Origin of the sequence: Gemella cuniculi DSM 15828, assembly GCF_000425665.1 — a bacterium.
GTDB lineage: Bacteria > Bacillota > Bacilli > Staphylococcales > Gemellaceae > Gemella > Gemella cuniculi.
Window position 1 is genome coordinate 37,556 of the sequence record NZ_KE384433.1, and the last position, 14,853, is coordinate 52,408.

Consider the following 14,853-nt stretch of genomic DNA (forward strand, 5'->3'; position numbering starts at 1 on the left):
TGTATCCTCCACTATATTTTATTTTTTAATTTTTTTATTTCCTCATCTGATAAATATCTATATTCACCCAATCTTAAATTTTCATCTAATATCAGAGATCCTATAGTCAATCTTTTTAAGTATATCACCTTTGTCCCAAACGTTTTCATCATTCTCTTTACCTGATGAAATCTTCCTTCAGTGATATTAATATATGCCGTGCTCTTTTCATTACTAGAACTTAAAATTTCTAATATTGCACTTTTGCATTTATATCCATCTTCAAGAATAATTCCATTAAATGCATCATCAATATATTCTTTTTTTAAAAGGCCTTCTACTTCCACATAATACTTTTTAATTATATCTTTTTTAGGTGATATCAACTTATGTGCCAATTCACCATCGTTTGTAAGGAACATAAGCCCTTCTGTATTCTTATCTAATCTTCCAACTGGAAAGAGTTTTAGCACTTTATCTTTTTCCTCCAGTAAATCTATTACTGTTTCATCTTTATCATCTACTGTGGCAGAAATTACACCTTGCGGTTTATTCATCATTATGTAAATATATTTTTGATAAACCAATTTCTTATTATCAACTACCACTTCATCAACGTTTTCATCAACCTTATAATCTGATGATTTTATCAAAGAACCATTAACTATAATTCCCTTTTTTATAATTTTCTTAGCATCTGCTCTACTTAGATTAGTCATACTACTTACAAATTTATCAAGTCTCACTATTATCTTCTCCTTAAAAAATTAAGAGATCTTAAATTTATATTTCTACCAAACAAATACTCAACAAACTTCATTTTATTTACACAATAAAAATAGATTACGACACCTACTACTGCACAAATTATTATCAAAAACATACTTGATATTTTAGACTCTATAACAAAATTACCAACTATAGCATCATAAACAGCAGCCACAGCGATAAACATTATAAAACAACTACTTGCTAAAATTAAAAATTTCTTTATAAAATCTAAAACCTTTAACTTTACTTCAAAATTAATAATCACAAAATTCATGGTTATCATTACTATATAAGTCGCAACTGATGACAAAATAACGCCTTTAGTTTCAAAATTCATTACGAATGGTGTTATTGTAAAATATTTCACCATAAACCCAACCACTATAGTTATTAAATTCAATAGTTGTTTATTTACAGCTTGCATAATTATGCTTGTCAAACTATAAACTGAAAATAATATTGCTAAAGGTAAATAAAATCTCAATAAATCTGCATTAAGAATACTTCTACTATAAAACGCAGAATAAATTGGATCTGCTAAAATATACATACCAACAAGTGCAGGCAAGACAATCATCATAAGAGCAAGTATTACCTTATTTATTTGCCTACTGACGCCTTCTTTTTGTCCAAGTGCGTATAACCTAGTTATTGATGGTAAAAACGTACTAGAAAATGCAGGGGAAATGGCTACAGCTATCATTACCACTTTATTAACAAGTTGCAATGCTGAAAATCTTCCATCTACTATATCTGCTTTACCAATAGCAGTCATTCCATGAATAAAATTATGTTGATCAATTATGTTAAGTATCGGAAATAACGAAACAATAAATATAAACGGTATTGAAACTGAAAAAAATTCTCTAACTAACTCCGACGTAGAAATATTTAATCCATGATTTTCATCATTACCACTATAATCTAATTGTGTATTGTACTTTTTATAAAAATACAGTAATGTTATAACAGAAAATACAGCTCCTACTGTTGCAGCAAAGGTAGCAGTTACATTTCCTGCAACCACACCTTTATTTAAAATTTTCATTACAATGTAAGTCGCACCTAGCATAAAAGCAATTCTCATAACTTGCTCAATGAATTGACTAAACGCTGATGGTAACATAATCTCATGTCCTTGAAATAACCCTCTAATCCCAGCAGAAACTAAAACCAAAGGTATCCCAAAACTTAAACTTTTTAAAACTAGTGCACCATCACTCGGTAGAAATTTTTGTTGATTACTTATTAGAATTTGTTCTGATATGTATCCAGATCCAAAAAATAAAATACAAAAACCAGCCATACCCATAACAATTAAAAGTAAAGATCCTAATTTTACTATACGCCTACTAATACTATATGCTCCTAGTGCATTATATTTTGCAACCAATTTTGCTATCGCTAATGGAGTTCCTGCTGAAGAAATCTCCAATATAGTCGCATAATAACTATAACCATAGTTGAAAAGAGCCATTTGTTCTTCTCCACCTATAATTTGGTAAAATGGAATCAGATACACAGCTCCTAAAATTTTAGTTAAAAGTAAACTAATACTAAGTAATGCAGTTCCTCTAAACAAGGAATCTTTTTTCAAATTTTTCACATCCAAACATATTATTTAATTATATTAAATTTTAAATTTTATAATTTATAAATATAAAGCCTGATAACAATATACCAAAGCTGCTACTAAACTATAGGCTGCTATCAATTTTAAAACTTTATCCATTCGTTTCTTCTTTATTTTTCCATTAGCAACTAATAAAATATATGAGCCCAATAACAAAATAAATGAAATGATAAATACTATAACAGATAAAAATATTGTCATATTAGCCATCCTTTCTTACGATATTATATCTATATTCTATCATGATTTTTGAAAATTTTAAACTCCTTTGTATAATTATTTAAAATTTCTATCTATTTTAACACGTAGTATATGTTATAAAATCTAACATGCACTTTATTTTATATTATTTTTTTGATAAGATGTTCTTGTAGATATAATTATTTCACAAAATTATCCAAAAGAGAGGTGGTAATATGGGGTTTAAAGAATTTCAAAAAAATCTTCCTGTTTTTTCTATTAGTGTAGTAACAAAGATTACTCAACTTACTGCAAGACAAATTCGTTATTATGAAGAAAAAAAACTTTTTGCTCCTAAACGTACCGAAGGAAACACAAGGTTATTTTCTTTAAATGATATTGATAAACTTTTAACAATTAAAGATTTACTAACAAAAGGTTTTAACCTTAAAGCCATTGATGAAATTATAAATGAAAAAGAAGTTTCAGAACAAACAAATCAAATCAGGCAAATTATTCATAATGATATTTTTGCAGGACCTAGTGGTTTACCTAGAGAACGCTCTATAGGACGAGGTGATTTATCAAGATTTTACAACAACAAAAAAAATAAATTTTAATGTAAGATTTTTTTACAAATAATAATTTAAAGAGGAGAATATAATTAATGACTAGAGACGAGATTTTAAAAAAAATAAAAGAAGAAAACGTTAGATATATCCGACTACAATTTACTGATATCACAGGTACGATAAAGAATGTTGAAGTACCTGTTAGTCAACTTGATAAAGTATTAAATAATAAGATGATGTTTGATGGTTCTTCTATAGAAGGTTTTGTGAGAATTGAAGAAAGTGATATGTATTTATATCCTGATCTTGATACTTTTCTTGTATTTTCATGGGATAGCGACTATGGTAAGGTAGCTAGATTTATTTGTGATGTTTACACAGTAGATGGAAAACCTTTTGCAGGTGATCCTCGTGGGAATTTAAAAAGAATGTTAGCTAAAATGAATGATTTAGGATTTGATACTTTGAATCTTGGTCCCGAACCTGAATTTTTCCTATTTAGGCTAAAAGAAAACGGCGAGCCCAGTCTAGATTTAAACGATAATGGTGGCTATTTTGATCTTGCTCCAGTAGATCTTGGAGAAAATGTCCGTCGTGATATCGTTCTTGAATTAGAACGTCTAGGATTCGATATTGAAGCTAGTCATCACGAAGTAGCACCTGGACAACATGAAATTGATTTTAAATATGATGATGTAATCTCTGCATGTGATAATATTCAAACCTTTAAACTTATTGTTAAAACCATAGCAAGAAAACACGGACTCCATGCTACATTTATGCCAAAACCTATTTTTGGAATAAATGGTTCTGGCATGCATTGTAATGTCTCACTATTCAATGATGGTAAAAATAGTTTTTATGATGATTCCTCTGAAAACGGTTTATCTAAAACTGCATATAATTTTATAGCTGGTATTCTAAAACATGCACGTAGTTTTACAGCACTTTGTAATCCTACTGTCAATTCATATAAACGTCTAGTCCCTGGTTATGAAGCACCTTGTTATGTCGCATGGTCAACTTCTAACAGATCTCCTCTTGTAAGAATTCCTGCTGCACGTGGAAAATCAACTCGTATTGAAGTTCGTTCAGTTGATCCAGCTGCCAATCCATACCTAGCCATGACTGCTATTTTAGCTGCTGGATTAGACGGTATTGAAAATAACTTAATTCCAGCTGATGAAGTAAGAAGCAATATTTATGTAATGACACCAGAGGAAAGAATTTCTAATGGAATTGATGAACTTCCATCAACTCTTTATACGGCTCTTAAAGAATTAAATTCCTCTGCTATTCTTAAAGAAGCGTTAGGAACTCATATTTTTTATAATTTTATTGAAGCAAAATCAATTGAATGGGATTCATTTAGAACTCAAGTTACTGATTGGGAGATTGATCAATACTTAAAAAATTATTAATTTTAATTATTTAATAAATTTCCTAATAAAAATATTTATTGAATCAATTAACATAAAAAACAAAAAACTACATAACTTCAAGTTATGTAGTTTTCTTATCTATATTCATTAGTATAAAATTAAAAATATACTTCTGTTACATACAATTATTATAACCTTTAAAATATATTTCCAAATGCTATATCTAAACATTCTCTTATATCTTTAACAGGAATAACATCTATTCCAACGGGAAATTCTGAATTTTTCATATTTCCTATCGGTATTATTACTCTTTTAAAACCATGTTTCTTAGCTTCATTTATTCTTTGTTCAATACGGCTAACCCGTCTTACTTCTCCTGTTAAACCTACCTCACCAATAAAACAATCATTCATATCAACTGCAATATCTTTAAAACTTGAAGCAACTGCAACAACGACACCTAAATCAACTGCTGGATCATCTATTTTCACCCCACCTGATACTTTTACATAAACATCTTGTTGTTGAAGTAAATATCCAGCTTTTTTTTCTAGCACCGCCATGAGAAGAATAAGCTTATTATACTCAAGACCTGTTGAAACTCTTCTTGGGTTATTAAATGCAGTAGGTGTTGTTAGTGATTGAATTTCAACCAATAAAGGGCGACTTCCTTCCATAGTACTAATAATAGTAGCTCCTGCTAAATTTTTACTACGTTCTTCTAAAAACATTTGAGATGGATTATCCAAATCACAAAGTCCACTAGATTTCATTTCAAATATTCCTATTTCATTTGTAGAACCAAAACGATTTTTTACTGCTCTTAGTATTCTGTAACTATGTTGTCCCTCTCCTTCAAAATACAGCACAGTGTCAACCATATGTTCAAGCATACGAGGTCCTGCTATCGTCCCTTCTTTCGTTACATGTCCAACTATAAAAATTGCTATATTTAGACTTTTAGCAATTTTCATAAGTTGCTGGGTACATTCTCTAACTTGAGTAATGCTTCCAGGTGAATTCTCTAAATTAGGATTATAAATTGTTTGAATAGAGTCTATAATTAAAAATTTAGGCTTTATTTTTTTTACAATTTGATAGATCAAATTTAAATCAGTTTGTGCATAAACAAATAATTCATCAGTATCATTATTTAATCTATCAGCTCTAATCTTGACCTGTCTTACAGATTCTTCACCTGTAACATATAAAACATCATGTTCTTTAGCAAGATAAGCTGAAATTTGTAAAAGTAGTGTTGATTTACCTATCCCAGGATCTCCTCCTAAAAGAACTAGTGATCCCCCCACTACGCCTCCACCTAGAACTCTATTTAATTCATTACTATCTGTCAAAGTTCTCGGCACATCTTGGGTAGAAATAGTTTTCAATTTCCCTGCTTCAACACGCTCAGTATCATTACTGGTAGTTTCAAATTCACTATGTTTATTAACTTTTTTTGATTCTACTATCTCCTCCATTGAAGCCCATTTTTTACAATTTGGACATCTTCCTATATACTTCAAACTTTGATAACCACAAGCATTGCATTCATATTTTACACTAACTTTTGCCATTGTTACCTCTTAGTTTTTTTTACTACGAATTTATCGTTTTTATAATCAATATTTATAGTACCTGTAAGTTCAGAATTTCTCAACAATTCTTCACTTAATAAATCTTCAATATTTTTTTGGATACTTCGTTTTAATGGTCTTGCCCCATATTCTTTTATACTTCCATCTTCTACAATTTTCGCCATAGCTTTTTTAGTTAGCTTAATTGTAATATCTCTATCTTCAAGACGTTTTGATAAGCCATTTATTAGCAATTCAGAAATTTTTTCCAATTCCTCTTTTTCCAAAGTTTTAAAGACGATAATATCATCAATACGATTAAGAAATTCTGGTCGATATTGTTTTTTTAATGCCTCCATCATCGTATTTTGAACATTTTTATAATCATTTTTTATTGATTCGCTTCCACCAAAGCCAACAAATTTTTGATCTTTTAGTTCACTTACACCTACATTTGATGTCATTATTATGATTGTGTTTTTAAAATCTACTGTGCGACCTGAAGCATCAGTCAATCGTCCATCATCTAAAACTTGTAGCAAAATGTTAAAAATAGATGGATGTGCTTTTTCTATTTCGTCAAATAACACAACTGAATAAGGTTTTTGACGCACTTGCTCTGATAATTGACCAGCTTCTTCATATCCAACATATCCAGGAGGTGCCCCTATTAATCTGCTTATTGAATGTGGTTCCATATACTCACTCATATCAATTCTAATCATATTGTCTTCTGAACTAAATAATGCTTCTGATAAACTTTTCGCCAATTCCGTTTTCCCTACACCTGTTGGTCCTAAGAAAATAAAACTTCCTATTGGTCTATTCTCATCTTTAAAACCGCTTCTTGCACGTCTTACAGCCTTTGCTAAACTTATAACAGCTTCATCTTGCCCAATAACTCTCTTATGAAGAATTTCTTCAAGTTTCAGTAACCTTTCACTTTCAGTTTCAGTCAGTTTAGTTACTGGTACTCCAGTCCAGCCAGCTAATACCTCTGCAATATGATCAGAAGTAATTTTTATTTTTTCTTTAGTCAAACTATCTTGCCAAGAAATTTTAAATTGCTCAATTTTATTAATAATTTTATTAACTTCATCTCGTTTTTTTGCTGCAATTTCAAATTCTTGATTTACTACTGCACGATCTTTTTCTTTATTAAGTTTACTCAATTCTTCTTCATATTCTTTTAATTTTTCAGGTGATTTATAAAATCTTAATTTAACTTTTGAACATGCCTCATCTATTAAATCTATAGCTTTATCAGGAAGATACCTATCAGTGATATATGTAGTACTTAACTTTACAGCAGCATCTAATGCTTCGTCAAGGATTTCTACATTATGGTGTTCTTCATATTTATGTCTTAATCCCCTTAAAATCTCAATAGAATTTTCTGTACTTGGCTCTTCAACTTTAATTGGTTGAAATCTACGTTCAAGTGCTGCATCTTTTTCAAAATATTTTCTATATTCCTCTGTAGTGGTTGCTCCAATACATTGAATTAATCCACGAGATAGTGCTGGTTTTAAAATATTAGAGGCATCTGCACTTCCTTCAGTTCCTCCCGCACCAATAATAGTATGAATCTCATCAATAAATAAAATAATATCTCCAGCTTCTTCTATTTCAGAAATAATATTTTTTAGTCTTTCCTCAAATTCTCCACGATATTTTGTTCCTGCCAACAAAGTTCCCATATCAAGAACCATCACACGTTTTCCCAATAAATTACTTGGAACATTTTGAGAAATAATTCTTTCAGCAAGTCCTTCTACAATAGCAGTTTTCCCTACACCAGGTTCTCCTATTAAAACTGGATTATTTTTTGTTCTTCTATTTAATATTTCGATCATCCTAGTGATTTCTTTGTCTCTCGCTAAAACTGGATCTAACTTATTATTAAAAGCATCTTTTGTTAAATCCTTAGCTAGTGAATTTAGAGTTTTTGTTTTTTCAGAGCTATCCTCAGGCATATCTAATTTTTTAAATCCATCAAATAACTTTGCAAATAATCCCTGACTTTGCTTCAATAGTTCAAATAATTCTGCAATAACAACTTCAGTATTTATGCTAAGTTTATCAGTTAACAATCTAACTGCAGTACTATTTTGTTCATTTAAAAGAGATAATAGTAGATGTTCACTAGTAACCACAAAACTTGAAGTATCATCCGCAAATTGCTGACTCTTTTCTATAGTTCTTACAGAACCATTCGTATACTCAATCTTCATAAGAACATTTTTATAAAAATCTGTTCCCTCTAATTCTGTTTCATAAAACTCTGCTACATTCTTTCTAAAATCGTCATAATAAATTCCATATTTATTCAACGTTCTACAAGAAAGGGTATTACTCATACTGAGCATTGCTAAAAGTAAGTGCTCTGTTCCTACAGCTTTAACTCCAAAATCATTAGCTTCTTCCTTTGCTGTTGTTAAAACCATAAGAGCTGTTTCATTAAATCTTATATACATAATCCTATCCTCTCTTATTGTATTTTATGTTAGTTAAAAACTTAACCACCAAAACTTTCAAATTCATTTTAGTATTATAGTTCATTTCCTCAGCTATACCTTCGTCAACAAAATTTAAAAATTGGTTATGAACATTAGTAATTACTTCTATAGTATCAACAAAATGATTATAATCAAATTTTGTAATGTATTCTTTATCAAGTAAAATTTTTATAAGTCTTAATGCCTCATCAATTTCAATTACATCCTTATCAACCGTTTCTATCAAATAATCAATATAATCTTTATCAGTATGCAGAGTAATTTTAGTAATTCTGATGAATCCTCCTCCACCTCTTTTACTTTCAATTATAAAACCATGTTCAGGAGTAAAACGTGTCTTTATTACATAATTCAGCTGAGATGGTACACAATCAAATTTTTGTGCAACATTACTTCTTTTTATTATTATATGATCCTCTGAAGATTCTTTAAACAATTCTTTTATATATTGTTCAAGAATATCTGTCATATTATTCATAAGGCCACCTCCTTTATTGACTAAAATTGACCTTTAAATAAATTATACTACAGATTTTCTATTTTGTACACCAAAATACAATATTAAAGGATTTCAATCTTTAAAATTATATTTTACAATTTCAAGTTATATAACAAACTATAAAAAGTATTTTCTTTATGATTTTATCTTTCTAGCTATTAATGAGTTGATTAAAACCTTTTTATCTGAACCTTAATATCATTAAAATTTACCTTTAATATATTTAAAATAAAATTAGAATTAATTCTTAAAATCAAATTTCTAATAATTAATTCTAATTTCATTTTTTATCCTTACTCTTTAGTTTTATCAAAGTTCGGAGTGAGCATTACCACCATCCCTATATAAAAAGTCGTGGCTATAACTGAAAATATTGCACTCATAGTAAAAACCTCCCATATTAATACTATACACTCCCATTATACACCCTACTTTTAGAGACCGCAAATATTTTTATTATAATTTTTTATTTTAAAAATTATTACTCTTCATCGTAACACTTAATTTTTTCCACTTTCTAACTTCAATTCTAAATGTTTTAAATGGTCCTACTGTATTTACTTAAATAAATTTCCAAATCGACAAAATAGCTGTTTTAGTTGCTTCATCTGCCCATCTTCTTTTATGTGGTAAAAATAATTCTTTTAAAATATTCTTTATCCATGTACATATATTATCTACATTTATTTTTAAATTGTTTTTTAATTCTTCTAAACTCATACTATTTCTGTATAAAACCAACTATACAATTTACTCAATTCATTCCATTTAAAATCTCCATGTGGTGTTTTAACTTCTTTTCCTTCAAGTTCATCATTTTCCCATTTTAATAGAAACGTAGTCCAACCTAACTGGTAAGAAAGATTTTCAGCAGATATCTATCGACTTCAAATAGCCTTAAATCCTTATCATTTTCAGAAATTTCATCAAATTCATCTATATATTTTTAAACACTTTTCTTATTTCGTTAATTAATTCTTCTTTAGAACTATATTGACACATAGTTATTTTCCCCCAGTCTACTTACACAATATTTTAAAAAATTAAAAAGCAAGATGTTTATATCATCTTGCTTTTTATACTAATCAATTAAATTATTTAACGATTGAAGTAACAACACCTGAACCTACAGTACGTCCACCTTCACGAATTGAGAAACGAGTTCCTTCTTCGATAGCGATTGGAGAAATAAGTTCTACGTTGATTGATACGTTGTCCCCAGGCATAACCATTTCAGTACCTTCTGGTAATGTAACCACTCCTGTTACGTCAGTTGTACGGAAGTAGAATTGTGGACGGTAGTTTGAGAAGAATGGAGTGTGACGTCCTCCTTCTTCTTTAGATAATACGTATACGTCAGCAACGAATTGAGTGTGTGGAGTAATTGTTTTAGGAGCTGCTAAAACTTGTCCACGCTCAATATCTTCACGAGCAACACCACGTAATAACGCACCTATGTTGTCTCCAGCTTCAGCATAATCTAATAATTTACGGAACATTTCAACACCTGTTACAGTAGTTGAAGCTGGTTCTTCAGTTAATCCAACGATTTCTACTACATCTCCAACTTTAACTTGTCCACGTTCAACACGTCCTGTAGCAACTGTACCACGTCCTGTAATTGAGAATACGTCCTCTACTGGCATCATAAATGGTTTAGCATTATCTCTTTCTGGAGTTGGGATGTACTCATCAACTGTTTCCATCAATTCGATAATAGCTTTCTCTGCATCAGCATCTCCTTCAAGAGCTTTAAGAGCTGAACCTTTGATTACAGGTACATCATCTCCATCAAATCCATATTCAGATAATAATTCACGAACTTCCATTTCTACAAGTTCTAATAATTCTTCATCATCAACCATATCACATTTGTTTAAGAATACAACAATTTTTGGTACTCCAACGTTACGTGATAATAAAATGTGTTCACGAGTTTGAGCCATAGGACCATCTGTAGCAGCAATTACTAAGATAGCTCCGTCCATTTGTGCAGCACCAGTGATCATGTTTTTAACATAGTCAGCGTGCCCTGGGCAGTCTACGTGTGCGTAGTGACGTTTTGGAGTTTCATACTCGATGTGAGAAGTGTTAATTGTAATACCACGTTCTCTTTCTTCTGGTGCGTTATCGATTGAAGCATAGTCTTTAGCTTCCCCACCATATGTTTTTGCTAAAACAGTTGCGATAGCAGCTGTTAAAGTTGTTTTACCGTGGTCAACGTGACCAATTGTTCCAATGTTAGCATGTGTTTTACTACGGTCAAATTTTTCTTTTGCCATTTTTTAAATTCTCTCCTTAAAATTAATTTAATATACATTAGTCACATAGCAACCTATGATAACTATATTTTATAATTTTACAATTAAAATTGCAACTATAAAGAATAAAATCTATTATCCTTTATTTTTCTTAATAATTTCTTCTGAAATTGATTTTGGTACTTCTTCATAATGATCAAATACCATAGTGTAAGTTCCTCGTCCTTGAGTTGAAGAACGTAGTGACGTCGCATATCCGAACATTTCAGATAATGGAACTTGTGCACTTACTACTTGTGCATTACCACGAGCTTCCATACCTTCAACACGTCCACGACGTGAAGTAATATCTCCCATAATATCTCCTAGATATTCTTCTGGCATAACTACTTCAACTTTCATGATTGGTTCTAAGATAACAGGATTACATTTTTTAGCAGCCTCTCTTAATGCAAGTGAAGCGGCAACTTTAAATGCCATTTCTGATGAATCGACATCGTGGTATGATCCATCGAATAATTTAGCTTTAACATCGATTAATTCATACCCAGCTAATACACCATTCGCCATAGAATCTTTAAGTCCTGCTTCTACAGCTGGGATGTATTCACGAGGAACTACCCCACCAACGATAGCATTTTCGAACTCAAATCCTGCACCTGGTTCGTTTGGAGTAAATTCAATCCATACATCCCCATATTGTCCACGTCCACCAGATTGACGAGTAAATTTACCTTGCACTTGTGCAGCTTGCTTGAATGTTTCACGGTAAGATACCATTGGTGCTCCTACTGTACACTCAACTTTAAATTCACGACGCATACGGTCAACGATAATATCTAAGTGAAGCTCACCCATACCAGCGATGATAACTTGTCCAGTTTCTTCATCTGTTCCAGCACGGAATGTTGGATCTTCTTCTTGTAATTTTTGTAATGCTGTAGCCATTTTATCTTGGTCAGCTTTTGATTTTGGTTCAACTGAAAGTTGGATAACTGGTTCTGGGAATTCCATTGATTCTAAAATAACTTCATTTTTCTCATCACAAAGTGTATCCCCTGTTGTAGTATCTTTAAGCCCAACAGCAGCAGCGATATCTCCAGCATATACTTCAGAGATTTCATTACGAGTGTTAGCGTGCATTTGTAGAATACGTCCTACACGCTCACGTTTACCTTTAGTTGAATTTTTAACATATGAACCAGATGAAAGAACACCTGAATATACACGGAAGAATGTAAGTTTCCCTACGAATGGGTCAGTCATAACTTTGAAAGCTAATGCTGAAAATGGTTCTTCGTCAGAAGAATGTCTTTCTACTTCTTCTTCAGTATCTGGATCAGTACCTTTAATTGCTGGCACATCTAATGGAGATGGTAAGTAGGCTACTACAGCATCTAACATTGGTTGTACACCTTTATATTTAAATGCAGATCCACACACTACAGGGAAGAATTCTACTGATAAAGTAGCTTTACGAATAGCATCTTTAAGCTCCTCTACCGTAATCTCTTCTCCACCTAAATATTTTTCCATGAAATCTTCATCGAATTCTGCAACAGCTTCGATTAATTTTTCACGATATTCCTCAGCTTGTTCTTGATATTCAGCTGGGATTTCTTTTTCCACAAGATTTTCCCCTACACTTCCTTCGTTGTAGATAGCTTTCATTTCAACAAGGTCAATAACCCCTTCAAATAAATCCTCAGCTCCAATTGGAAGTTGAATTGGGTGTGCATTAGCTTGTAATCTATCATGGATTGTTCTTACAGAATATAAGAAATCAGCTCCTGTTTTATCCATTTTGTTAACGAACACTATACGAGGAACTCCATAAGTTGTTGCCTGACGCCAAACTGTTTCTGTTTGTGGTTCAACACCAGATTGTGCATCAAGAACAGCAACTGATCCATCAAGTACACGAAGCGAACGCTCAACTTCTACAGTGAAGTCTACGTGTCCTGGCGTGTCAATGATGTTGATTCTGTGGTTTTTCCACTGAGCAGTTGTTGCAGCAGATGTAATAGTAATACCACGTTCTTGTTCTTGTTCCATCCAGTCCATTTGAGAGTTACCATCGTGAGTATCTCCAATTTTGTGGATTTTCCCAGTGTAGAACAAAATACGCTCTGTCGCAGTAGTTTTACCTGCATCGATGTGAGCCATGATACCGATATTACGAGTATCTTTTAAAGAAAACGCTCTAGTCATGAGTCAATTTTCTCCTTTCATTAATTTTTATAATAATTTTAGTAATTTGTCTTTTATAGTGAAAAACTCAAGCTATAAAATAGCTTGATATTCACCTTATAATTACCAACGATAATGAGCAAATGCTTTATTAGCTTCAGCCATTTTGTGAGTATCTTCACGTTTCTTAACAGCTGAACCAGTATTATTTGCTGCATCTAAAATTTCATTAGCTAAACGTTGTTCCATAGTTTTTTCTCCTCTTAAACGAGAATAGTTAACTAACCAACGAAGACCTAATGTAGTTCTTCTTTCAGCACGAACTTCTACTGGTACTTGGTAGTTAGAACCACCAACACGACGAGCACGAACTTCAAGAACAGGCATAATATTATTTAATGCTTCTTCAAAAACTTCCATAGCATCACGTCCTGATTTTTCTTTGATTAAATCAAACGCAGAATATAAAATTCTTTGTGCTGTACCGCGTTTTCCATCTAGCATTAATTTGTTAATCAATTTTGTAACTAATTTTGAGTTATAAATTGGATCTGGCAAAACATCACGTTTCGCAACTGGACCTTTACGTGGCATAGTATTTGCCTCCTTTCACAATATTCTTTTATCAAATTTTATCTAATTATTTTTTCTCTTTTGGTTTTTTAGCACCGTATAGTGAACGTCCTTGTTTACGGTCGTTAACTCCTGCAGTATCTAAAGCTCCACGGATAATGTGGTAACGTACCCCTGGTAAGTCTTTTACACGTCCTCCACGAATAAGTACAACACTGTGTTCTTGTAGGTTGTGTCCGATACCTGGGATATATGCTGTTACTTCGATTTGGTTTGATAAACGAACACGTGCATATTTACGTAAAGCTGAGTTAGGTTTTTTAGGTGTCATAGTCCCAACACGAGTACAAACCCCTCTTTTTTGTGGTGAAGAAATATTAGTTTCTTTCTTTCTTTGAGAGTTATACCCTTTGTTAAGAGCTGGTGAATCTGATTTCGATACTTTTGATTTACGAGGTTTACGAACTAATTGATTAATAGTTGGCATGTCCTTGGTTTCCTCCTTTCCTTAGTATTTTTTATGAATCACATATCCAGGTGAATCATAATTTTTTAAATTTTTTTAAGCCACTGCGGCTTTACACAGAGTGCTCTAAACACTCACGTACTAAATAATAACATTTTTATTTTTTATTGTCAAGTATTTTTTTTATTTTTTTGTTATCTTTTAAAGTTGTTCTTACAATAAATTATTTTTACACATTACCAGGTGTA

14 protein-coding genes are annotated in these 14,853 nt (G+C 31.4%); 2 read left to right on the forward strand and 12 right to left on the reverse strand.

Annotated features, from left to right (window positions below; all coding sequences use genetic code 11):
• Nucleotides 1-11: 11 nt before the first annotated feature.
• Genes H612_RS0107790 through H612_RS0107800 form a run of 3 tightly spaced genes read right to left on the reverse strand, consistent with a single transcriptional unit; the run spans nt 12 to nt 2,584 of the window.
• Nucleotides 12-725 (reverse strand): 16S rRNA pseudouridine(516) synthase, encoded by a 714-nt coding sequence (locus tag H612_RS0107790; RefSeq protein ID WP_027130934.1) that lies wholly within the window; start codon nt 723-725, stop codon nt 12-14.
• Nucleotides 726-727: 2 nt separating this feature from the next.
• Complete coding sequence (locus tag H612_RS0107795; RefSeq protein ID WP_245570469.1) at nt 728-2,356, reverse strand: putative polysaccharide biosynthesis protein; 1,629 nt, start codon at nt 2,354-2,356, stop codon at nt 728-730.
• A 45-nt stretch (nt 2,357-2,401) separates the two neighbouring features.
• A complete protein-coding gene (locus H612_RS0107800) occupies nt 2,402-2,584 on the reverse strand; it encodes a hypothetical protein (RefSeq protein ID WP_027130936.1) in 183 nt (60 codons plus the stop codon).
• Between the two features lie 215 nt (nt 2,585-2,799).
• Here H612_RS0107800 and H612_RS0107805 point away from each other — a divergent pair, with 215 nt between their 5' ends.
• On the forward strand, nt 2,800-3,183 hold the full coding sequence (locus tag H612_RS0107805) for a MerR family transcriptional regulator (protein ID WP_027130937.1): 384 nt from the start codon (nt 2,800-2,802) through the stop codon (nt 3,181-3,183).
• A 47-nt stretch (nt 3,184-3,230) separates the two neighbouring features.
• Nucleotides 3,231-4,556 carry a type I glutamate--ammonia ligase gene (glnA, locus tag H612_RS0107810; RefSeq protein ID WP_027130938.1) on the forward strand — a complete coding sequence of 442 codons (1,326 nt, stop codon included), beginning with the start codon at nt 3,231-3,233 and terminating at the stop codon, nt 4,554-4,556.
• A gap of 158 nt (nt 4,557-4,714) precedes the next feature.
• Here glnA and radA read toward each other — a convergent pair whose 3' ends face one another.
• The 9 genes from radA to rpsL form a co-directional block, all read right to left on the reverse strand.
• Nucleotides 4,715-6,097, reverse strand: a complete 1,383-nt coding sequence (gene radA / locus H612_RS0107815) for a DNA repair protein RadA (RefSeq protein ID WP_027130939.1) — start codon at nt 6,095-6,097, stop codon at nt 4,715-4,717.
• Nucleotides 6,098-6,099: 2 nt separating this feature from the next.
• Nucleotides 6,100-8,574: an ATP-dependent Clp protease ATP-binding subunit gene (locus H612_RS0107820; RefSeq protein WP_035500515.1), complete on the reverse strand. Its 2,475-nt coding sequence runs from the start codon at nt 8,572-8,574 to the stop codon at nt 6,100-6,102.
• Nucleotides 8,575-8,578: 4 nt separating this feature from the next.
• Nucleotides 8,579-9,094, reverse strand: coding sequence for a CtsR family transcriptional regulator (locus H612_RS0107825; RefSeq protein WP_027130941.1), 516 nt, complete (start codon nt 9,092-9,094; stop codon nt 8,579-8,581).
• Nucleotides 9,095-9,676: 582 nt separating this feature from the next.
• Nucleotides 9,677-9,835, reverse strand: coding sequence for a hypothetical protein (locus tag H612_RS10530; RefSeq protein WP_425402104.1), 159 nt, complete (start codon nt 9,833-9,835; stop codon nt 9,677-9,679).
• A complete protein-coding gene (locus H612_RS10535; RefSeq protein ID WP_425402105.1) occupies nt 9,832-9,993 on the reverse strand; it encodes a ClbS/DfsB family four-helix bundle protein in 162 nt (53 codons plus the stop codon). Before H612_RS10535 ends, H612_RS10530 begins: the two co-directional genes overlap by 4 nt.
• Nucleotides 9,994-10,209: 216 nt before the next feature.
• Nucleotides 10,210-11,397, reverse strand: a complete 1,188-nt coding sequence (gene tuf, locus H612_RS0107840; protein WP_027130943.1) for an elongation factor Tu — start codon at nt 11,395-11,397, stop codon at nt 10,210-10,212.
• Between the two features lie 114 nt (nt 11,398-11,511).
• Nucleotides 11,512-13,587 (reverse strand): elongation factor G, encoded by a 2,076-nt coding sequence (fusA, locus tag H612_RS0107845; RefSeq protein WP_027130944.1) that lies wholly within the window; start codon nt 13,585-13,587, stop codon nt 11,512-11,514.
• 102 nt (nt 13,588-13,689) lie between these two features.
• Nucleotides 13,690-14,160, reverse strand: a complete 471-nt coding sequence (rpsG, locus tag H612_RS0107850) for a 30S ribosomal protein S7 (protein ID WP_003144697.1) — start codon at nt 14,158-14,160, stop codon at nt 13,690-13,692.
• Between the two features lie 46 nt (nt 14,161-14,206).
• The gene (gene rpsL / locus H612_RS0107855; protein WP_003146927.1) at nt 14,207-14,626 is read right to left on the reverse strand and encodes a 30S ribosomal protein S12; all 420 of its coding nucleotides are present in this window, start codon (nt 14,624-14,626) and stop codon (nt 14,207-14,209) included.
• Nucleotides 14,627-14,853 lie beyond the last annotated feature (227 nt).

What these genes read in the sequence shown, in the direction of transcription:
- H612_RS0107800 (WP_027130936.1), bottom strand. Translation starts at nt 2,584, where the DNA reads ATGACAATATTTTTATCTGTTATAGTATTTATCATTTCATTTATTTTG.
- H612_RS0107805 (WP_027130937.1), top strand. Translation starts at nt 2,800, where the DNA reads ATGGGGTTTAAAGAATTTCAAAAAAATCTTCCTGTTTTTTCTATTAGT.
- glnA (WP_027130938.1), top strand. Translation starts at nt 3,231, where the DNA reads ATGACTAGAGACGAGATTTTAAAAAAAATAAAAGAAGAAAACGTTAGA.
- radA (WP_027130939.1), bottom strand. Translation starts at nt 6,097, where the DNA reads ATGGCAAAAGTTAGTGTAAAATATGAATGCAATGCTTGTGGTTATCAA.
- H612_RS0107820 (WP_035500515.1), bottom strand. Translation starts at nt 8,574, where the DNA reads ATGTATATAAGATTTAATGAAACAGCTCTTATGGTTTTAACAACAGCA.
- H612_RS0107825 (WP_027130941.1), bottom strand. Translation starts at nt 9,094, where the DNA reads ATGAATAATATGACAGATATTCTTGAACAATATATAAAAGAATTGTTT.
- H612_RS10530 (WP_425402104.1), bottom strand. Translation starts at nt 9,835, where the DNA reads ATGAGTTTAGAAGAATTAAAAAACAATTTAAAAATAAATGTAGATAAT.
- tuf (WP_027130943.1), bottom strand. Translation starts at nt 11,397, where the DNA reads ATGGCAAAAGAAAAATTTGACCGTAGTAAAACACATGCTAACATTGGA.
- fusA (WP_027130944.1), bottom strand. Translation starts at nt 13,587, where the DNA reads ATGACTAGAGCGTTTTCTTTAAAAGATACTCGTAATATCGGTATCATG.
- rpsG (WP_003144697.1), bottom strand. Translation starts at nt 14,160, where the DNA reads ATGCCACGTAAAGGTCCAGTTGCGAAACGTGATGTTTTGCCAGATCCA.
- rpsL (WP_003146927.1), bottom strand. Translation starts at nt 14,626, where the DNA reads ATGCCAACTATTAATCAATTAGTTCGTAAACCTCGTAAATCAAAAGTA.